Origin of the sequence: Streptomyces sp. NPDC102259 (genome assembly GCF_044766465.1) — a bacterium.
Classification (GTDB): Bacteria; Actinomycetota; Actinomycetes; order Streptomycetales; family Streptomycetaceae; genus Streptomyces.
In genome coordinates, this window is the sequence record NZ_JBIWMA010000003.1 from 350,743 (window position 1) to 371,126 (window position 20,384).

Genomic DNA, 20,384 nt, shown 5'->3' on the forward strand with positions numbered 1-20,384 from the left:
CGGTACGCCCACTTGCATCGCCGTATCGCCGTATCGCCGTATCGGAGGCCGAGGACGCCGAACCGGAGGCGGGCTGGTCGCCGGGGCCCGACAGGGCGGCTGGAACGCAGGAAAAGAGGGCCTCCGCCGGTGGCGGAGGCCCTCTTCACGTCCGAGGACGCCGGACGGCTGTAGCGGTGACGACGGTTACGCCGGAACCGAGGCCAGGCCCGGCGCCAGGAACTTCTTGCCGTTCACGCGCTCGGAGACGCCCTCGCGGTCCAGGTACGGCGTGATGCCGCCCAGGTGGAAGGGCCAGCCGGCGCCCGTGATCAGGCAGAGGTCGATGTCCTGAGCCTCGGCGACGACACCCTCGTCGAGCATGAGGCCGATCTCCTGGGCCACGGCGTCCAGGACGCGCGCCCGCACCTGCTCCTCGGTCAGGACGGTGTCGCCCTGCTTCAGGAGCGCGGAGACCTCGGGGTCCAGCTCGGGCTTGCCGCTGTCGTAGACGTAGAAGCCGCGCTTGCCGGCCTTGACGACGGCCGCGAGGTTCGGGGAGACCGTGAAACGGTCCGGGAACGCGCGGTTAAGCGTTTCCGAGACGTGCAGACCGATCGCCGGACCGACCAGCTCGAGGAGCACCAGCGGGGACATCGGCAGGCCGAGCGGTTCCACCGCCTTTTCCGCCACCTCGACCGGGGTGCCCTCGTCGATGACGTTCTGCACCTCGCCCATGAAACGGGTGAGAATGCGGTTCACGACGAACGCCGGAGCGTCCTTCACCAGGACCGCCGTCTTCTTCAGCTTCTTGGCGACGGCGAAGGCGGTGGCCAGCGAGGCGTCGTCGGTCTGCTCGCCCCGGACGATCTCCAGGAGCGGCAGGATCGCGACCGGGTTGAAGAAGTGGAAGCCCACGACCCGCTCGGGGTTCTTCAGCTTCGACGCCATCTCGGAGACCGACAGCGAGGAGGTGTTCGTGGCGAAAATCGCGTGCGCCGGGGCGACCGCCTCGACCTCCGCGAACACCTGCTGCTTGACGCCGATCTCCTCGAACACGGCCTCGATGACGAAGTCCGCGTCGGCGAACCCCTCGGCCTTGTCCAGCACACCGGTCACCAGGGCCTTCAGGCGGTTGGCCTTGTCCTGGTTGATGCGGCCCTTGCCGAGCAGCTTCTCGATCTCGGCGTGGACGTAGCCCACACCCTTGTCGACGCGCTCCTGGTCGATGTCGGTCAGCACGACCGGCACTTCGAGACGGCGCAGGAACAGCAGCGCGAGCTGCGAGGCCATCAGGCCCGCGCCCACGACGCCGACCTTGGTGACCGGACGCGCCAGGGACTTGTCCGGGGCGCCGGCCGGGCGCTTGCCACGCTTCTGCACCAGGTTGAACGCGTAGATGCCGGCGCGCAGTTCGCCACCCATGATCAGGTCGGCGAGCGCGACGTCCTCGGCGTCGTAGCCCTGCTGAAGGTCGCCGTTCTTGGCGGCGGCGATGATGTCGAGGGCGCGGTAGGCGGCCGGGGCCGCGCCGTGCACCTTGCTGTCCGCGACGAACCGGCCGCGCGCGACGGCCTGGTCCCAGGCCTCACCGCGGTCGATCACCGGGCGCTCGACCTCGACGTCGCCCTTGAGGACGTTCGCCGTCCAGATCAGCGACTGCTCCAGGAAGTCCGCGCCCTCGAAGATCGCGTCGGCGATCCCCAGGTCGAAGACCTGCTGGCCCTTGAGCTGCTTGTTCTGGTTGAGGCTGTTCTCGATGATCACCGAGACGGCCTTGTCGGCGCCGATCAGGTTCGGCAGCAGGGTGCAGCCGCCCCAGCCGGGTACCAGGCCGAGGAACACCTCGGGGAGGGAAAACGCGGGAAGCGCCTTCGAAACGGTGCGGTACGCGCAGTGCAGACCGACCTCGACGCCGCCGCCCATGGCCGCACCGTTGTAGTACGCGAACGTCGGGACCGCGAGGCCCGACAGGCGCTTGAAGACCTCGTGACCGCCCTTGCCGATGGCGAGCGCGTCCTTGTGCTCCTTGAGGAGCTCGACGCCCTTGAGGTCCGCGCCGACGGCGAAGATGAACGGCTTGCCGGTGACGCCGATACCGACGATCTCGCCGGCCGCGGCCTCCTTCTCCACCTGGTCGATCGCGGAGTCGAGGTTCGCGAGGGACTGCGGGCCGAAGGTGGTCGGCTTGGTGTGGTCGAAACCGTTGTCCAGCGTGATCAGGGCGAAGCGCCCCGCGCCGTAGGGCAGGTCCAGATGACGGACGTGCGCCTGGGTGACTACCTCGTCCGGGAACAGCTCGGCCGCGCCCTTCAGGAGTTCGGTGGTGCTCACTTGTCGCCTCCGGCGGCCTCGAAGTGCGGGTTCTCCCAGATGACGGTGGCGCCCATGCCGAAGCCGACGCACATGGTGGTCAGGCCGTAGCGGACGTCGGGCTGCTCCTCGAACTGGCGGGCCAGCTGCGTCATCAGGCGGACGCCGGAGGAGGCCAGCGGGTGACCGAAGGCGATCGCGCCGCCGTACTGGTTGACGCGCTCGTCGTCGTCCGCGATGCCGTAGTGCTCGAGGAAGGCCAGGACCTGGACGGCGAAGGCCTCGTTGACCTCGAAGAGGCCGATGTCGGAGATGGACAGACCGGCCTGGGCCAGCGCCTTCTCCGTGGCCGGGATCGGGCCGTAGCCCATGACCTCCGGCTCGACACCCGCGAAGGAGTACGAGACGAGGCGCATCTTGACCGGCAGGTTGTTCTCGCGGGCGAAGTCCTCGGACGCGATGAGGGAAGCGGTTGCGCCGTCGTTCAGACCGGCCGCGTTACCGGCCGTGACCCGGCCGTGGACCCGGAACGGGGTCTTGAGACCAGAAAGGTTTTCCAGCGTCGTTCCCGGGCGCATCGGCTCGTCGGCGGTGACCAGGCCCCAGCCCGTCTCACCGGCGTCCGGGTTGGTGCGGCGGACCGAGACCGGCACCAGGTCGGCCTGGATCTTGCCGTTCGCGTAGGCCTTGGCGGCCTTCTCCTGCGAGCGCACGGCGTACTCGTCGGCGCGCTGCTTGGTGATCTGCGGGTAGCGGTCGTGCAGGTTCTCGGCGGTCATGCCCATGAACAGGGCGGACTCGTCGACCAGCTTCTCGCTGACGAACCGGGGGTTGGGGTCCACGCCCTCGCCCATCGGGTGCCGGCCCATGTGCTCGACGCCGCCGGCGATGGCGATGTCGTAGGCGCCGAAGGCGACGGAGCCGGCGACCGCGGTGACGGCCGTCAGGGCGCCCGCGCACATGCGGTCGATGGAGTAACCGGGCACGGAGGTCGGCAGACCGGCCAGGATGCCGGCGGTGCGGCCGATGGTCAGGCCCTGGTCGCCGATCTGCGTGGTCGCGGCGATGGCGACCTCGTCGATCTTCTTCGGGTCGAGACCGGGGTTGCGGCGCAGCAGCTCCCGGATCGCCTTCACGACGAGGTCGTCGGCCCGGGTCTCGTGGTAGATGCCCTTCGGGCCCGCCTTGCCGAACGGGGTACGGACGCCGTCGACGAAGACGACGTCCCTGACGGTACGAGGCACGATGGCTCTCCTCCAGGTGCGGGATGGCACTGCTGCGGCACGCAAGCGCTGAGCGCGCGCTCAGTACCCATGCTACTTGTGGGTAACGTAGCTGCCCAGTCCCGGAGGGCCAAGCGGCGAACGTCACACCCGGAACGGGTCCGAGGTCACCCTCGCACTCAGCCCCGCGGCGGCGCCGTCGAGCCCCGCGGTGTCAGCACGGGCGTCGGCACCGGGTGCGATCCGGGACCCGACCCGGTGATCACGCCGAACAGCGTCCGTGCCGCCTCCGCGCCGAATCCGTGCACGTCATGGCTCATCGCGGAGAGCGTCGGATGAGTGAGCCGGCACAGCTGGGAGTCGTCCCAGGCGAGGAGGGAGACGTCGCCCGGCACCCCGAGCCCCATCTCGGCGGCGACGGCCAGCCCGGCCACCGCCATGATGTCGTTGTCGTAAACGATTGCCGTCGGCCGGTCCGCCGGGGCGGCGGTCAGCATCGACCGGGTCGCCCGCGCCCCCGCCTCCCCGGAGTAGTCCGTGGCGACCTGCCACGCCCCGGCCAGCCCCAGAGTCCGCGCCGCCGCGTCGAAGGCAGCGGTCCGCATCACGGTGTGCCCGAGCGCGGCCGCGCCCCCCACCCGCGCGATCCGCCGGTGCCCGAGCGCCGCCAGGTAGCGCACCGCCTCCGTCACCGCCGTCGCGTCGTCGGTCCACACCGACGGCAGGCTCCCGGTCAGGGCGGGGTGCCCCACCGCGACCACGGGCATCCCGAGCCGCTCGGCCGCCGCCACCCGGGGGTCGTCGGCCCGGAAGTCGACCAGGATCGAGCCGCCGATCTGCCGCCCCCGCCACCACGACTCCAAGAGCCCCGCTTCCTCCTCGACGGTGCGCACCAGCCTCAGCAGCAGCGAACAGGAGTGCTCGGTCAGCACGCTCTCCACCCCCGAGACGAACTCCATGTAGAACGGTTCCAGGCCCAGCATCCGCGCCGGCCGGCAGATCGCGAGCCCCACCACGTCCACCCGCGAACTCGACAGCGAGCGTGCCGTGAGGTTCGGCTCCCAGCCCAACTCCCGCGCCGCCGCGAAGATCCGGTCCCGGGTCGCCTCCGACAGCCCCGGCTTGCGGTTGAAGGCGAGCGACACGGCGCCCTTGGACACACCGGCGCGCGCCGCGACCTCCTTGATGGTGACGCGGGGCGACGGGGACGCTGTCATCGAGCGGGCTCCTGGCAGTACAGCGCGGCCCGGGCGGCGGCGACGTCCGGAGTCTCCCAGCCCTCGACCCCGATGGTCACCCGTTCCCCGGGCAGCAAGGTCACGAGCCCCCGGTCGGCGCGCGCCCGCGGCCCCAGTCGGTCGGCCTGGAGCAGCAGATCCCGTACGAGGGTGTGGGCCGTCACCGTGACACTCCCCGGCGCCACGGTCACCTCGAACCGCGGTTCCCTGTACGGGATTTCGCGGTCGGGCACCGGAAAGTGAACGGCCCGCAGCCCTCCGCCGATCTCGGCCTCGCGCCCACTCTCGGCTTCGCCACCACTCTCGGCTCTGCTCGTGCCGGGGGAGCCCCATGAGCGGGGGGATCCCGATGGGCGGGGGGATCCCGATGGGCGGGGAGACCCCGAAGCGTCGGCCACCAGGAACTCCTTCGCCCCGGCCGGCTCCAGCTCCGCCGGCACCCGTACCTCGCCCACCACCCGGGCGCCGACCGCCAGTTCCACGCTCGCCGCGCCGATCACCTCGCCCTCCACGGACATCCGCCGCAACGACAACGTGCCCGCCCACGGCTCAGCCGACTGATTGACGGCCGCCAACACCAGGTCGGCACCCCGCGCTTGAAAGGTGAGCAACCGGTCCGCATAGAGCCGCCGCAACTCGTGGTACAGCGGTTTCTCCCTCCCGTCCCCGTCTATCGCCGCCCAGGAGGTCACCGGCCAGCAGTCGTTGAGCTGCCAGACGATCGTGCCCGCGCACACCGGCCAGTGCGACCGCCAGTGCTCGATCCCGGTCGCCACGGCGCGCGCCTGATTGACCTGCGTGAGGTAGTGCCAACGGTCGAAATCCCCGTCCGGGACGGTGAAGTGACGGGCGAGACCGCGCTCCAGCTTGCCGTTGCCGTCCTCGGCCTTCTGGTGGTGCAGCATGCCGGGGGAGTCCACCGCGAGCTCCTCGCCCGGCAGCGCCCGCCGCAGAGTCGCCAGCGCGGGCGGCGCCTGCCAGCCGAACTCGGCCACGAACCGCGGCACTTCGCTCCGGTACTCGGCGTAGTCCCGCCGGTTCCACACCTCCCACGAGTGATGCGTCCCGTGCGCCGGGTCATTGGGATGGTGCCGCCACGACCCCGACCACGGACTCCCCGCCGTGTACGGCCGCGTCGGATCCAACTCGGACACGACCCGGGGAAGCATGCCCAGGTAGTACCCCTCGCCCCAGGAGTCCCCGCCGAGCCGCTCCTCCCATCCCCAGTCCCTGAACCCCCACAGGTTCTCGTTGTTGCCGTTCCACAACACGAGCGACGGATGCGGCATCAGCCGTACGACGTTCTCGCGGGCCTCCGCCTCCACCTCGCCCCGCAACGGCTGCTCCTCGGGATAGGCCGCGCACGCGAACGGGAAGTCCTGCCATACCAGCAGGCCCAACTCGTCGCAGGCGTCGTAGAAGTCCTCGCTCTCGTAGATCCCGCCGCCCCAGACCCGGACCAGGTCGACCCCGGCGTCGGCCGCCTGTCGCAACCGCTTGCGGTAACGCTCCCGAGTCACCCGGGACGGAAACACATCGTCCGGGATCCAGTTCACGCCCCGGGCGAAGAGCCGCTCCCCGTTGACGACGAGGGTGAAACCGGTTCCGTGGGCGTCCGCGGAGGTGTCCAGCACGACGCCGCGGAATCCGACGCGCCGCTGCCACGCATCGAGCGGCGTGCTCCCGTGATGCAACGTCAGCTCGACCTCGTAGAGCGGTTGCCCGCCGTATCCACGCGGCCACCACAGCTGAGCGTCCGGCACCTCGACGCGCACGACACCGCTGGTGCCCGTCACCCCGGCGCGCACCGACCGCCCCGCCACCCGGGCCTCCAGCGTGAGCCCGGCCTCCACCCGGGTCCGCTCCACCTCCACCCGCAGCTCGACGATCCCGACGCCCTCCTCGACGGTCACCAGCGGGCGCACCCGGGCGAGCCGCGCCGTCGACCAGCGCTCCACCCGTACCGGCCGCCAGATCCCGGCCGTCACCAGGGTGGGCCCCCAGTCCCAGCCGAACGAGCACGCCATCTTGCGGAGGTACTGATACGGCTCGGCGTAGGCGGCCGGGCGGTCGCCGACCTTGCCGCGGACGGCCTCCGCCTCGGCGTAGGCGGAGACGAACCGGACGGCCAGCGGCCCCTCCAGCCCCGTCACGTCGAAGCGGTACGAACGGTGCATGTTCCGCACCTGGCTGAGGAGTTGACCGTTCAGGGTGATCTCCGCGACGGTGTCGAGCCCGTCGAAGACCAGGTCGGTCTGCTCGTGCCCGGACGGCACGGCCGACAGCTCCCTCTCGTACGTCCACTCGCGCCGCCCCACCCACGCGACCTCGTCCTCACCCCGGCCGAGGAAGGGGTCCGGGATCACCCCGGCGGCGAGCAGATCGGTGTGCACACAGCCCGGCACCACGGCCGGGAGCAGCTTTCCCTCGTGCCGCAGGTGCCATCCGTCGTCGAGCGGTGAGGCCTCCAGCATGCGCACTCCCTAAACCGGTCAAGCCCACGGCTGAGCGCCATTTCTTCATCGTTGGCGGGAATCGGACTTTACCGGTTGAGAAAGCGCTGTCAGAGTGCCGAATCAGCCAACCCGCTCGTGCTCGACCAACCCGCACGTGCTCGTCCGTCCCGAGAACATCCCGAGAACGGAAGTGATGCACATGAACCGCCGTACAGTCACGGTCCTCGCCACGGTCGCGGGAGCCGCCCTGCTGCTCCCGGGCTGCACCGGCACCGGGGGCAGCGCGAAGGGCGCGGACGCCAAGGCGCCCGACGACCCCTCGAAGGTCAGCGGAACCATCACCGTCCTCACCGTGCGCACCGACCTCGTGCAGGACGGCACGATGAAGAAGTACGCCGCCGAGTTCAACAAGACCTATCCCAAGGTCAAGGTGGAGTTCCAGGCCCTCACCAACTACGAGGCCGAGATCAAGATCCGGATGAACACGGACGACTACGGCGATGTCCTGCTGATCCCCGCGGTCATCAAGAAGGACGACTACCCGAAGTTCTTCGCCTCCCTCGGCACCGCCGCCGAACGCGGCAAGAAGTACCGCTTCACCGACTTCACCACCGTCGGCGGCAAGGTCTACGGCCAGAGCCCGGTCGGCGTGATGCCCGGCTTCGTCTACAACAAGCGGGTCTGGAAGGAGGCGGGGGTCACCGAATGGCCCACCACCCCGGCCGAGTTCCTCGCCGACCTGAGGGCGATCAAGACGAAGACCGACGCGGTCCCGTACTACACCAACTTCGCCGCGCAGTGGCCGCTGACCTCGTGGACGTACGTCGACGGCGCGGTCCACTGCGACCCGCAGGCGACCACGAAGCTCGCCGAGGACGATCCCTGGGCCGAGGGCTCCGACCTGCGCGTCGGGGACACGCTGCTGCACGACATCGTCAAGCAGGGCCTCGCGGAGAAGGACCCGACGACCAGCAACTGGGAAGAGTCCAAACCCCGGACGGCCAAGGGCGAGATCGCCACCCAGTGGCTCGGCACCTGGGCGATCATCCAGTTCCAGGACGCCGCGAAGAAGGCCGGCGTGAACCCGGACGACATCGGTTTCATGCCGTTTCCCGCCCAGACGGACGGCGCCTTCTGCGCGACCGTGGGCCCCGACTACAACCAGGCCGTGAACGTCCACTCCCCGCACAAGGAGGCGGCCCGCGCCTGGATCGACTGGTTCACCGACAAGTCCGGCTACGACAAGGACAACCTGGCGATCTCCCCGCTCAAGGACGCGGCCATGCCCGAGGTGCTGAAGCCGTACGAGGAGGCGGGCGTCAAGCTCATCGAGCTGGACGATTCCGCGGGCGCGAAGGTCAAGCTGATCGACGACCAGTCCGAGGTCGGCATCTACAAGCCGGAGTACCGCCAGGACCTGGTCGATCTCGCACGCGGCGCCAAGAAGGGCAGCCTGGACGACTTCCTCGGTGACCTGGGCGAGAAGTGGACCGAGACGCAAGCGAACGTGAGCGACTGATGGCGCACGCGCACCCGCGAACGCACACCCCGGCGCACCGCGGCGAGCAGACCGACTCCGAGGCCGTGAAACCGGTTTCGAAGCCTGCCGCTCCCGCACCGGCCCCACGCCGGGCGCGCACCTGGCGGCTGGTGACCCCCTGGCTGTTCCTGCTCGCCCCGCTCGCGCTGCTGATCACTTTCACCTACGCGCCGATCGCCAACATGGTCGCCTACAGCTTCACCGACTGGGACGGCGTGAGCCCCGAACTGCACTACACGGGCGCCGAGAACTACACGGAGATCTTCACCAGGGAGGACCTCTTCCAGGTCTTCTGGGTAAGCGGCTACTACCTGGTTGCCTCGGTGATCCAGATCGTTGCCGCGCTCTACTTCGCGACGATCCTGAGTTTCACCGTCCGTTTCCGGAACTTCTTCAAGGGCGTGCTCTTCTTCCCGTCCCTGGTGAACGGCGTGGCAATCGGTTTCGTCTTCCTCTACTTCTTCCAGGACGGCGGCACCCTCGACACGGTCCTCGGCCTCTTCGGCTACCACACCGACCACGCCTGGCTGGGCACCCCGGCCTCGGCGAACGTCTCGCTCGCGGGCGTGTCGATCTGGCGCTACCTCGGTATGAACTTCGTCCTGTTCCTCGGCGCGATCCAGTCGATCCCGGGGGAGTTGTACGAGGCGGCCGAACTGGACGGCGCCGGCCGCTGGCACCAGTTCCGCTACATCATCCTGCCCGGCATCAAGCCGGTGCTGACCCTCACGGTGATCCTGTCCGTCTCCGGTTCTCTCTCGGCCTTCGAGATCCCGTACATCATGACCGGCGGGGCGACCGGTACCGAGACCTTCGTGATCCAGACCGTGAAGCTGGCCTTCCAGTTCAACAAGACGGGGCTCGCCTCGGCGGCGGCGGTCGTGCTGCTGCTGATCATCCTGCTGGTGACCTGGGTGCAGCGACGTCTCGTCCCCGACGACAGGGTGGACCTCGTATGACACGCCGTACCGTGGCCCGGGCCCTCGTGTACGTGTCGCTGATCGCCGCGACGCTGGTCGTCCTGCTCCCGCTGGGCGTCGTACTCCTGACCTCGCTAAAGACCGAGAACGAGACGGCGAACGGCAGTGGGGCGCTCACCCTGCCGCACGACCTGTTCAACTTCCACAACTACGTGACGGCGTTCCAGGACGGCGGCATGCTCACGGCGTTCGGCAACACCGCGTTCATCCTCGTCGTCTCGGTCGGCGGAACCGTTCTCATCGGGTCGATGACGGCGTACGCGATCGACCGGTTCACGTTCCGTTTCCGGAAACTGGTGATCGCCCTGTTCCTGGTCGCCGCGCTGGTTCCCGGGGTGACCACCCAGGTGGCCACCTTCCAGATCGTCCACAGCCTAGGCATGTTCGACACCCGCTGGGCCCCGATCGCCCTCTACATGGGTACGGACATCGTCTCGATCTACATTTTCCTGCAGTTCGTGCGTTCGATCCCGATCTCCCTGGACGAGGCCGCCCGCCTCGACGGAGCCAATGCCTTCACGATCTACCGGAAAATCATCTTTCCGTTGCTGAAACCGGCGATAGCGACGGTCGTGATCGTGAAGGGGATCGCCGTCTACAACGACTTCTACATCCCTTTCCTCTACATGCCCTCACAGGATCTTGGCGTGATCTCGACGTCCCTGTTCCGCTTCAAGGGGCCCTACGCCGCTCACTGGGAAACGATCTCGGCAGGAGCGGTGTTGGTCATCCTGCCGACACTGATCGTCTTCCTCGCCCTTCAGAAATACATCTACAACGGTTTCATGAGAGGAGCGACGAGGTAACCGCTTGCGGCTCCCGCGCCTCGTGCAGCCCGTTCTCGGGCGCCTCAGACGCCTCAGGCACGTCAGACGCCTCAGGCGCCCCGGACGGGTCCGCGGCGGTCAGGCGTCCTGACCGGACAGTGCCGCGGCGAGCACCGGCGCGACCTGTTCCACCTGCCACGGCCGGGCCCCGTACGACGCGAGCGCATCGGCAACCGCTTCCTCGTCGGCCGCCGGCGGCTCCCAGCAGACCCGCCGCACCGCGTCCGGAGCGATCAGGTTCTCCTGCGGCATGTTCAGCTCCTCGGCCAGCGCGGAGACAGCGGTCCGCGCCGCGGACAGCCGTGCCGCCGCCACGGGGTCCTTGTCGGCCCAGGCCCGCGGCGGCGGCGGGCCCGCCACCGGCTGCCCGGGCTGCGGCAGCTGCGACTCGCTCAGCTCCTTCGCCCGGTCGACCGCCGCCTGCCACTGCTCCAGCTGGCGCCGGCCCATCCGGTGCCCGAATCCGTTCAGCGCGGCCAGCGCCTGCACGTTCACCGGGAGCGACAGGGCCGCCTCCACGATGGCCGCGTCCGACAGCACCTTGCCCGGCGACACGTCCCGCCGCTGCGCGATCCGGTCCCGCGTCTGCCACAGCTCCCGCACGACACCGAGCTGCCGCCGCCGGCGCACCTTGTGCATGCCGGACGTACGACGCCAGGGGTCCTTGCGGGGCTCGGGCGGCGGGGCGGACGCGATGGCGTCGAACTCCTGGCGGGCCCAGTCCAGCTTGCCCTGCCGGTCCAGCTCCTTCTCCAGCGCGTCGCGCAGGTCGACCAGGAGCTCGACGTCGAGAGCCGCGTACCGCAGCCAGGGCTCGGGCAGCGGCCGGGTGGACCAGTCCACCGCGGAGTGGCCCTTCTCGAGGACGAAGCCCAGTACTGACTCGACCATCGCGCCGAGGCCGACCCGCGGGAACCCGGCGAGCCGTCCGGCCAGCTCGGTGTCGAACAGCCGCGTCGGCACCATGCCTATCTCGCGCAGACACGGCAGGTCCTGGGTGGCCGCGTGCAGCACCCATTCCACGCCGGACAGCGCCTCGCCGAGCGCGGAGAGGTCGGGGCAGCCCACGGGGTCGATCAGCGCGGTGCCCGCGCCCTCGCGCCGCAGCTGCACCAGATAGGCGCGCTGTCCGTAGCGGTAGCCGGAGGCGCGCTCGGCGTCCACGGCGACGGGGCCGGTGCCGGCGGCGAAGGCGGCGATCACCTCGGCGAGGGACGCCTCGTCGGTGATCACGGGAGGAATGCCCTCGCGCGGTTCGAGCAAAGGTGTCGGCGCCCCGGAATCAGCTGATCCGCCGTCGTCCGGAGGGGCGCCTCCGGTGGTTCGCAGTGAACTGGCTGCTGCGGTTTCTTGGGCGTCGGTCACCTGTCAAGGGTATCTGTGTATGGACGGCACCCGCCGACGGAACGTTCCGTCGGCGGGTGCCGGAGGGTCGTAAACCAGTCAGGACGGTGAACGACAGGGAAGGGATCGGGAGGAAACCGGGCAGAGTCGGGAGGAGCCGGGCGGGGGGTGCGGGTTCCCGGGGGAGGTCCCCGGGTGCCGGGTGGGGTGTCAGTGGATGATGCCGGTCCGCAGGGCCACCGCGACCATGCCGGCGCGGTCGCCCGTGCCGAGCTTGCGGGCGATGCGGGCGAGGTGGCTCTTGACGGTCAGCGCGGACAGGCCCATGGAGACGCCGATCGCCTTGTTGGACTGGCCTTCCGCGACCAGTCGCAGCACCTCGACCTCGCGGCCGGAGAGCTCGCGGTAGCCGCCCGGGTGACTCGGGGCACCCGGGGGGCGGCGGTGCATACGGGCGGCGGAGCCCATGGGAGCGGCACCGGGTCGGCTGGGGAGGCCGAGGTTGGTGCGGGTGCCGGTGACGACGTAGCCCTTGACGCCGCCCGCGAGGGCGTTGCGCACGGCGCCGATGTCGTCGGCGGCGGAGAGGGCCAGCCCGTTGGGCCAGCCCGCGGCGCGGGTCTCGGACAGAAGGGTGAGGCCGGAGCCGTCGGGCAGGTGGACGTCGGCGACGCAGATGTCGCGGGGGTTGCCGATGCGGGGACGAGCCTCCGCGATGGACGAGGCCTCGATGACGTCGCGCACACCGAGCGCCCACAGATGGCGGGTGACGGTGGAGCGGACGCGCGGGTCGGCCACGACCACCATGGCGGTGGGCTTGTTCGGGCGGTAGGCGACCAGGCTTGCGGGCTGCTCGAGGAGAACGGACACCAGGCCTCCTGGGTGGGGGACGGGGGCCGGCTCGCGGGGCTTGTGGGGAGGAAGCCGGGACGAACCGTGCTTTCAAGGTCACAGTCGTCTTCGGCAGCGAACCCGGGGTCCTTTAGAGAATGATCACGATCTAGTGAGTAACAATACGTGCAATTCGGACACGCGATCGATCATCCGAAGATCGAGTCGGTTTAAGTGGGCGTCTTACGGGATCGAAAATGGCCGTATCGACAAAGAGATGGTCAACGCGACTGGGGCCCCCTGCGCTGCGGCAGCGTCACCACCGACGCGTCACCCGGACCGGCCGGCGGCAGCCCCGCCACCTGCGCCAGCAGATCGCACCAGGACGCCAGGTGCGCCCCCGCCTCCGGCACCCCGCCCAGCCCCTCACGCGGGGTCCAGGAGGCCCTGATCTCGATCTGCGAGGTCGCCGGGCGCTCCGCCAGCCCGCCGAAATAGTGCGAACTCGCGCGCGTGACGGTCCCGCTCGGCTCGCCGTACGTCAGCCCGCGCGCCTGGAGCGCGCCGGTCAGCCACGACCAGCACACCTCCGGCAGCAGCGGGTCCGCGGCCATCTCCGGCTCCAGTTCGGCCCGGACGAGGGTCACCAGCCGGAACGTTCCGTGCCAGGCGTCGTGCCCGGCCGGGTCGTGCAGCAGCACCAGCCGGCCGTCGGCCAGGTCCTGGTCGCCGTCCACGACCGTCGCCTCCAGCGCGTACGCGAACGGGGCGAGCCGCTTCGGGGCCGGTGTCGGCTCCACCTCGATCTGCGGCCGCAGCCGCGCCGCCCTCAGCTGGTCGACGGCCGCCCGGAAGGGCGGTGGAGCCGACCTGGTCCCATCCGGGTCCCCCTCGTTCGCGTCATCCATCCCGCCAGCGCCGTCCGACAGTCGTCCCTGAGCCGCAGCCATGCGGGGAAGATTAAGGGGAACGGGGCCTTCGCGCAGGGCAAGACACCCGTGCGGGGCTCGCGGACGGGTGCGCGCTGGGCGAACAGGCGCACGGACCGCGCACGCCCGAGGCGCCCGACACCGGTGGGACGGAGGCGGGGCGGGGGCGGGGCGGCGGCGGGGCGCGGGCACGGCAGGGGGCGGCCTCACCGCCCCCGGCGCCGTGCGAGACTTGCCGTCGTGAGTGCGAACGAGAGCCCGGCGGGCCGGCAGCCGACAGCGACCTACGACAGTGCCTTCCTGAAGGCGTGCAGGCGCGAACCGGTGCCGCACACGCCCGTGTGGTTCATGCGGCAGGCCGGGCGCTCACTGCCCGAGTACCGCAAGGTCCGCGAGGGCATCGGGATGCTCGATTCCTGCATGCGGCCCGAGCTGGTCACCGAGATCACCCTCCAGCCGGTGCGCCGGCACGACGTGGACGCGGCGATCTACTTCAGCGACATCGTCGTCCCGCTCAAGGCCATCGGCATCGACCTCGACATCAAGCCGGGCATCGGCCCGGTCGTCGAGCACCCGATCCGCACCCGCGCCGACCTCGCCCAGCTGCGCGACCTCACCCCCGAGGACGTCTCCTACGTCACCGAGGCCATCGGCCTGCTGACCGCCGAACTCGGCGCCACCCCCCTCATCGGTTTCGCGGGCGCTCCTTTCACCCTCGCGAGCTACCTCGTCGAGGGCGGCCCGTCCCGCACGTACGAGAACGCCAAGGCGATGATGTACGGCGACCCCGAGCTCTGGGCCGACCTGCTCGACCGCCTCGCGGAGATCACGTCCGCCTTCCTGAAGGTGCAGATCGAGGCGGGCGCCAGCGCCGTCCAGCTCTTCGACTCCTGGGCCGGCGCGCTCGCGCCTACGGACTACCGCCGCTCGGTGCTGCCCGCCTCCGCGAAGGTCTTCCGCGCGGTCGAGGGGTACGGCGTCCCGCGCATCCACTTCGGCGTGGGCACCGGCGAGCTGCTCGGGCTGATGGGCGAGGCCGGAGCGGACGTCGTCGGCGTCGACTGGCGCGTCCCGCTCGACGAGGCCGCCCGCCGGGTCGGCCCCGGCAAGGCGCTCCAGGGCAACCTCGACCCGACCGTGCTGTTCGCCGGCGCCGAGGCCGTCGAGGCCAAGACCCGCGAGGTCCTCGACACGGCCACCGGCCTCGAGGGCCACGTCTTCAACCTCGGCCACGGCGTGATGCCGTCCACCGACCCGGACGCGCTCACCCGCCTCGTCGAGTACGTCCACACGCAGACCGCCCGCTGAACCCTCTCACCAGGTGTGCCGGGGACGCGCCCGTCTGCCGAACAGCAGACCGCGCGGCTCCGGCGGCGGGGGAGTGCCCGGCTTGAGCGGCCAGGCGAGCAGCATGCCGGCGAGGAAGCCGACGACGTGCGCCGCGTACGCCACGGTGCCCGCGCCGGAGACGCCCTCCCCGGAGGAGTACGCCGCCTGGAGCACGAACCAGAAACCCAGCACCAGCCAGGCCGGCAGCCGCAACGGCAGAAACACCAGGAACGGGACGAGCACCCACACCCTGGCCTTCGGATACAGCACGAGATATCCGCCCAGCACCCCCGCGATCGCCCCCGACGCGCCGATCAGCGGGTCGGTCGAGTCGGCGTTGAGCAGGGCGAATCCGTAGGACGCCGCGTAGCCGCAGGCGACGTAGAAGAGCGCGAAGCGGACATGCCCCATGCGGTCCTCGATGTTGTTTCCGAAAATCAGCAGAAACAGCATGTTGCCCAGCAGGTGCAGCCAGCCGCCGTGCAGGAACATCGCGCTGAGCACGCTCAGTGCCGGCGACTTGGCGTAGCCCGGCGGGGCGAGCGCGCAGCCCGCGCCCCGCACATCGCCGCTGGGGACCAGCTGCGGCAGCTGATGGTGGATCAACTCCCGTGGCACGGCGGCGTAGTGCTCCAGAAAGGCGTGCAGATGACACGTCTGGGCCAGGCTGCTGTCGCCCGCCGTGGAGCCGGACAGGCCGGGCATGAACAGGAAGACGAAGACGTTCGCCGCGATGAGGGCGTACGTCACCACCGGCGTGCGGCGCACGGGATTCACGTCATGGACGGGGATGACCACAAGGAATTACTGCCCCCGATCCGTTCGGCGAACCGGTGAACGGGGCTCCCCACGGGCGCGTATGAACCGTCAACCGCTCGCGGCACGAGGAAGGCGGGCCGCGGGGACGACGTGAGGAACAGGCGATGAACGACCGAGTTACTGCCCCGATGCACGCGACTCCGGACGGCGAGGCGGAGATCTCCCTGGTGATCCGGCTGCCCTGGGAGGACGTGGCACGGCTCGGCCAGGAGGCCGGGCGGCTCGCTGCGCAGATGCAGCGGCCGGTGACGCTGGACGAGGCTGTCAGCAGCCGTCTGCGGTCGAGGCCGGCGCCGGCGGCGCATGCCAAGCCCGCCGAACAGGCGCCCGCCGCGGCCGTGTCCGCGCTGCCACGACTCAGTGGAACCGCTTGAGCAAAGTTGCGGAGTCCGGGTGCGCGGGGGCTGGGGCTGGTCGCACAGCTCCCCGCGCCGCTCGGGCCGGCCGCCCCGGCGCCACGACCGGCTAGGAGTCGCGTACCTTCGCCGACGCCTTTCTCGCCGCGACCAGGACCGGATCCCACACCGGTGAGAACGGCGGCGCGTACCCGAGGTCCAGGGCCGTCATCTGTTCCACCGTCATCCCGGCCATCAACGCCACCGCCGCGATGTCGACGCGTTTGCCCGCGCCCTCCCGGCCGACGATCTGGAGGCCCAGCAGACGGCCCGTCGCTCGCTCGGCCAGCATCTTGACCGTCATGGGAGAGGCGCCGGGGTAGTAGCCGGCGCGGCTGGTCGACTCGATGGTGACCGCTTCGAACCGGAGGCCGACGCGACGCGCGTCCTTCTCCCGGAGGCCGGTGCGGGCGATCTCCAGATCACAGACCTTGCTGACCGCCGTGCCGACCACACCGGGGAACGTGGCGTAGCCGCCCCCGACGTTGGCGCCGATGACCTGGCCGTGCTTGTTGGCATGGGTGCCCAGGGGCGATGTGGCGCTCCTGGCCGGAGACCAGGTCCCGGACCTCGACGCAGTCACCGCCGGCCCAGACCCTTCCGTCGGCGAGGGGCCCGCGCACCCGCATCGCCAGATCCGTGAGGAGCCCGCCGTGACTGCCCAGAGGCAGGCCCGCGGCCTTCGCGAGCCCGGTCTCCGGACGGACCCCGATGCCCAGCACGACCACGTCCGCGGGGTACTCGGCGTCCTCGGTGACCACCGCCCGAACGTGGCCGTCCTCGGCGGTGCGCAGTGCGGTGACCTCGGTGTCGTTCACCATCGTGATGCCCAGGCCCTCCATGGCCCGGCGCACCAGCCGCCCCATGTCCGGGTCCAGGGTCGACATCGGCTCGCTGCCCCGGTTGACGACCGTCACCTCGTAGCCGCGCTTGATGAGCGCCTCGGCCATCTCCACACCGATGTAGCCCGCCCCCACGACCACGGCCCGCCGCCCACGCGCGCGTGCCAGCGTGTCGATCAGCGCCTGCCCGTCGTCCAGGGTCTGCACCCCGTGCACGCCCTGCGCGTCCACGCCCGGCATGTCCGGCCGGATCGGGCGGGCCCCCGTCGCGATGACGAGCTTGTCGTACGACGTCCAGGACTCCGCCCCGGAATCCAGCGCACGCGCGCGTACCCGCCGTCCCGCGACGTCGATCTCGGTGACCTCCGTGCGCAGCCGCAGGTCGATCCCCCGCGCGCGGTGTTCCGCCGGGGTGCGGGCGATCAGATCGTCCCGCTCGGTGACGTCACCGCCCACCCAGTATGGGATGCCGCACGCGGAGTAGGACGTGAAGTGGCCGCGCTCGAAGGCCACGATCTCCAGCTCCCCGGGCCCCTTCAGACGGCGGGCCTGGGACGCCGCGGACATGCCCGCGGCGTCCCCGCCGATCACCACCAGTCGCTCGATGCTCATGCGAACACGCTACGGGGGGCTCGCAGTTCAGTGCTGCCCGGGCTCGCCCGTCTCGCTCCCGGCCTGTGCGGCTCCGGTGTGCCCGGCCTCGGCCTGTGCGGCTCCGGTGTGCCCGGCCTCGGCCTGTGCGGCTCCGGTCTGCCCCGGCACGCCCAACCGGGCCCAGCTCGCCTCCGCGGCCCGCCGCCGCGGCCGCACCAGCCGCAGCCACGCCAGCACGAGCAGGACGCCCACCGCGAGGAACGGCAGCGCCGCCCCGAACACGACGGCGATCCACCGCAGCATCGTCACGAACGCGTCCCAGCCGCCCGCCACCGCGTCCACGAACCCCGGGTCGTCGTCCTCGGCGGCCCGGACGACCGGCTTCTCGGACAGGGTCAGCGTGACGGTCGCCAGGCTCGTGCGGTCCTTCAGGGACGCCTGCTGGGCGAGCAGCGCCTCGAGGTCGCCCTCCCGGCTGCTCAACTCACCCTCCAGGGTGACCACGTCGCTCAGCTTGGTGGCCCGGTCCATCAGCTCGCGGACCCGGGCGACGCTGGCGCGCTGCGAGGCGATGCGGCTCTCGACGTCGACGACCTGGTCGGTGACGTCCTGTGCCTTCGCCGTGCGCTCCAGGAGCTTGCCCGCGCCCTGGAGAGCGGCGAGGACGTCGTCGTACTTCGCGACCGGCACCCGCAGCACCACCCGGGTCCGCTCGGCGCCGTCCTCGTCCCGCACGGTCGTCTCGTCGCCGACGTACCCGCCCGCGTTCTCGGTGGTCGCGCGAGCCTCGTCCAGGGCTTTCGGCACCTCCTTGACCTGCACGGTCAGGGAGGCGGTGCGGATGATGCGGTTGAGGGTGAGATCCGGGGCGGCGGTGGCCTTCGAGCCGCTCGAGCCCGCGCCCTCCTTCGCGTCCTGCGCGGCGTCCGCGTCACCGGCGCCGGCCTCCCCGACGGCGGCCTTGTCGGCCGTGCTGTTCGCGCCCGAGTCGTTCGCGCCGCTGCATCCGGCGAGCGCGAGGGCCGCGGCCAGCAGGATCCCGGCCAGGGCGTGGGTGGGGCGGGCGGAACGTCGTGCGGAGCGTTCCGCGGAACGTCGTGTGCGCATGTGGGTGTACCCCCGAGACGGTGACGACTGTGACGTTCCTTGGACGCCCGGGCGGGCCGGGACGTTGGCGGGGATCGGTTCCGAACAGGTCACGGTCGGGACGCGGGGAGGACACCGGGCCCCGACGGGGGTGTCGGTGGGGTCTGAGAGAGTGGACGCATGAGCTCAACGGGTACGGGCACGGGCCACCGCACGGGGCAGCACGTCGTCGTCATCGGCGCCGGGATCGCCGGGCTGGCCGCCGCCCACCGGCTGCTGCGGCGCGGGGCCCGGGTGACCGTCCTCGAGGCCTCCGACCGGGTGGGAGGCAAGCTGCTGCCCGGCGAGATCGCGGGCGTGCGCGTGGACCTCGGCGCCGAGTCGATGCTGGCCCGCCGGCCCGAGGCGGTCGCCCTCGCGCGCGAGGTGGGCCTGGCCGACCGCCTGCGGCCGCCGGCCACCGCGACGGCCTCGATCTGGACCCGCGGCGCGCTGCGCCCCATGCCCAAGGGCCACGTCATGGGCGTGCCGGGCACGGCCGCCGCCCTCGCCGGACTCCTCTCCGACGAGGGGCTGGCCCGGATCGAGCGCGACGCGGACCTGCCCCGCACCGAGGTCGGGGACGACGTGGCGGTCGGGGAGTACGTGGCGGCGCGCCTGGGCCGCGAGGTCGTCGACCGCCTCATCGAACCGCTGCTCGGCGGGGTGTACGCGGGCGACGCCTACCGGATCTCGATGCGCTCCGCCGTCCCGCAGCTCTATCAGGCGGCACGGACCCACACCTCGCTGACCGAGGCCGTCCGCGAGATCCAGGCCAAGGCCGTCGCCGACCCGCGGACCGGCCCGGTCTTCATGGGCGTCGAGGGCGGTGTGGGCTCCCTGCCGCTCGCGGTCGCCGAGTCCGTGGCGGCGCGCGGCGGCGAGATCCACACGCGCGTACCCGTGACCGGACTGCGCCGCGCGCCCGGCGAAGGCTGGCGCGTCACCGCCGGGGAGCGGGTGCTGCACGCCGACGCCGTGGTCGTCGCCGTGCCCGCGCCGGCCGCCGCCGCGCTGCTGGCCGCCGAGTCCCCCGAGGCCGCCGCCGCACTGCGCACGGTCGAGTACGCCTCCATGGCCCTGGTCACCCTCGCCTACCGGCGTGCCGACACCGCCGGCGTCCTGCCCGACGGCAGCGGTTTCCTCGTCCCGCCCGTCGACGGACGCACCATCAAGGCGTCCACCTTCGCCTCCCAGAAGTGGGGCTGGATCGCCGACGAGGACCCGGACACGGTCGTGCTGCGCACCTCCGTGGGGCGGTACGGCGAGACGGAGATCCTGGGCCGCGAGGACGCCGGCCTCGTCGACGTCTCCCGGCGCGACCTGCGCGCCGCCACGGGCCTGGACGCCGCACCCCTGGAAACCCGCGTCACCCGCTGGACTGACGGCCTGCCCCAGTACCCGGTCGGCCATCACGCGCGCGTGGCCCGCATCCGCGAGCACGTCGCCGAGCTCCCGGGCCTCGCGGTCTGCGGCGCCCCGTACGACGGCGTGGGCATCCCGGCCTGCATCGCGAGCGCGTACGCCGCCGTGGACCAGCTCGGCGGCGACCTGAGCGCCGTGCGGGAGCTCGCGGCCAACCCGGTGCAAAGTCTGCACGGCGGAGCGGGAGAATGAGAG

General features: G+C 71.1%; 15 protein-coding genes and 1 pseudogene. 6 read left to right on the top strand and 10 right to left on the bottom strand.

Translation table 11 applies throughout. From position 1 onward, the window contains the following. Nucleotides 1–186: 186 nt before the first annotated feature. From ACIRPU_RS10265 to ACIRPU_RS10280, 4 genes are all read right to left on the bottom strand, one after another. Entirely contained in the window at nt 187–2,313 is a 2,127-nt protein-coding gene (locus tag ACIRPU_RS10265) for a 3-hydroxyacyl-CoA dehydrogenase NAD-binding domain-containing protein (RefSeq protein WP_403864328.1), read from the bottom strand. Then, nucleotides 2,310–3,536 carry an acetyl-CoA C-acyltransferase gene (locus tag ACIRPU_RS10270; protein WP_355703302.1) on the bottom strand — a complete coding sequence of 409 codons (1,227 nt, stop codon included), beginning with the start codon at nt 3,534–3,536 and terminating at the stop codon, nt 2,310–2,312. Before ACIRPU_RS10270 ends, ACIRPU_RS10265 begins: the two co-directional genes overlap by 4 nt. A gap of 158 nt (nt 3,537–3,694) precedes the next feature. After that, nucleotides 3,695–4,732, bottom strand: coding sequence for a LacI family DNA-binding transcriptional regulator (locus ACIRPU_RS10275; protein WP_403864331.1), 1,038 nt, complete (start codon nt 4,730–4,732; stop codon nt 3,695–3,697). Next, nucleotides 4,729–7,227 (bottom strand): glycoside hydrolase family 2 protein, encoded by a 2,499-nt coding sequence (locus tag ACIRPU_RS10280; protein ID WP_403864334.1) that lies wholly within the window; start codon nt 7,225–7,227, stop codon nt 4,729–4,731. The genes ACIRPU_RS10275 and ACIRPU_RS10280 overlap by 4 nt, the downstream gene beginning before the upstream one ends. Before the next feature lie 181 nt (nt 7,228–7,408). On the opposite strand from ACIRPU_RS10280, the gene ACIRPU_RS10285 reads away from it, so the two are divergent. From ACIRPU_RS10285 to ACIRPU_RS10295, 3 genes are read left to right on the top strand one after another with little or no spacing between them, the layout of a single operon-like run. Further along, on the top strand, nt 7,409–8,728 hold the full coding sequence (locus ACIRPU_RS10285; protein ID WP_403864337.1) for an extracellular solute-binding protein: 1,320 nt from the start codon (nt 7,409–7,411) through the stop codon (nt 8,726–8,728). Continuing rightward, a complete protein-coding gene (locus ACIRPU_RS10290) occupies nt 8,728–9,708 on the top strand; it encodes a carbohydrate ABC transporter permease (protein ID WP_403864340.1) in 981 nt (326 codons plus the stop codon). Before ACIRPU_RS10285 ends, ACIRPU_RS10290 begins: the two co-directional genes overlap by 1 nt. Beyond that, nucleotides 9,705–10,535, top strand: a complete 831-nt coding sequence (locus ACIRPU_RS10295) for a carbohydrate ABC transporter permease (protein WP_384113722.1) — start codon at nt 9,705–9,707, stop codon at nt 10,533–10,535. Before ACIRPU_RS10290 ends, ACIRPU_RS10295 begins: the two co-directional genes overlap by 4 nt. A gap of 99 nt (nt 10,536–10,634) precedes the next feature. On the opposite strand, the gene ACIRPU_RS10300 is transcribed toward ACIRPU_RS10295, so the two are convergent. From ACIRPU_RS10300 to ACIRPU_RS10310, 3 genes are all read right to left on the bottom strand, one after another. Next, complete coding sequence (locus ACIRPU_RS10300) at nt 10,635–11,921, bottom strand: ribonuclease D (RefSeq protein WP_403864344.1); 1,287 nt, start codon at nt 11,919–11,921, stop codon at nt 10,635–10,637. A 189-nt stretch (nt 11,922–12,110) separates the two neighbouring features. Then, complete coding sequence (locus tag ACIRPU_RS10305) at nt 12,111–12,770, bottom strand: response regulator transcription factor (RefSeq protein WP_351759371.1); 660 nt, start codon at nt 12,768–12,770, stop codon at nt 12,111–12,113. A 242-nt stretch (nt 12,771–13,012) separates the two neighbouring features. Next, nucleotides 13,013–13,639 carry a DUF3000 domain-containing protein gene (locus ACIRPU_RS10310; protein WP_384119617.1) on the bottom strand — a complete coding sequence of 209 codons (627 nt, stop codon included), beginning with the start codon at nt 13,637–13,639 and terminating at the stop codon, nt 13,013–13,015. 261 nt (nt 13,640–13,900) lie between these two features. Between ACIRPU_RS10310 and hemE the strand changes: the two genes are divergently transcribed. Continuing rightward, nucleotides 13,901–14,968: a uroporphyrinogen decarboxylase gene (gene hemE / locus ACIRPU_RS10315; RefSeq protein ID WP_355707418.1), complete on the top strand. Its 1,068-nt coding sequence runs from the start codon at nt 13,901–13,903 to the stop codon at nt 14,966–14,968. A gap of 6 nt (nt 14,969–14,974) precedes the next feature. Here the strand turns inward: hemE and ACIRPU_RS10320 are convergent, their stop codons facing one another. Beyond that, complete coding sequence (locus ACIRPU_RS10320) at nt 14,975–15,787, bottom strand: rhomboid family intramembrane serine protease (RefSeq protein WP_355707416.1); 813 nt, start codon at nt 15,785–15,787, stop codon at nt 14,975–14,977. A gap of 125 nt (nt 15,788–15,912) precedes the next feature. Here ACIRPU_RS10320 and ACIRPU_RS10325 point away from each other — a divergent pair, with 125 nt between their 5' ends. Further along, nucleotides 15,913–16,182 carry a hypothetical protein gene (locus ACIRPU_RS10325; RefSeq protein ID WP_384119625.1) on the top strand — a complete coding sequence of 90 codons (270 nt, stop codon included), beginning with the start codon at nt 15,913–15,915 and terminating at the stop codon, nt 16,180–16,182. A 91-nt stretch (nt 16,183–16,273) separates the two neighbouring features. Here ACIRPU_RS10325 and ACIRPU_RS10330 read toward each other — a convergent pair. Together ACIRPU_RS10330 and ACIRPU_RS10335 are read right to left on the bottom strand one after the other, a co-directional pair. Further along, nucleotides 16,274–17,657: pseudogene (locus ACIRPU_RS10330) on the bottom strand (FAD-dependent oxidoreductase). 27 nt (nt 17,658–17,684) lie between these two features. Beyond that, a complete protein-coding gene (locus ACIRPU_RS10335; protein WP_403864350.1) occupies nt 17,685–18,746 on the bottom strand; it encodes a DUF4349 domain-containing protein in 1,062 nt (353 codons plus the stop codon). A 159-nt stretch (nt 18,747–18,905) separates the two neighbouring features. On the opposite strand from ACIRPU_RS10335, the gene hemG reads away from it, so the two are divergent. Next, a complete protein-coding gene (hemG, locus tag ACIRPU_RS10340) occupies nt 18,906–20,381 on the top strand; it encodes a protoporphyrinogen oxidase (protein WP_403864353.1) in 1,476 nt (491 codons plus the stop codon). The last annotated feature ends 3 nt before the right edge of the window (nt 20,382–20,384 follow it).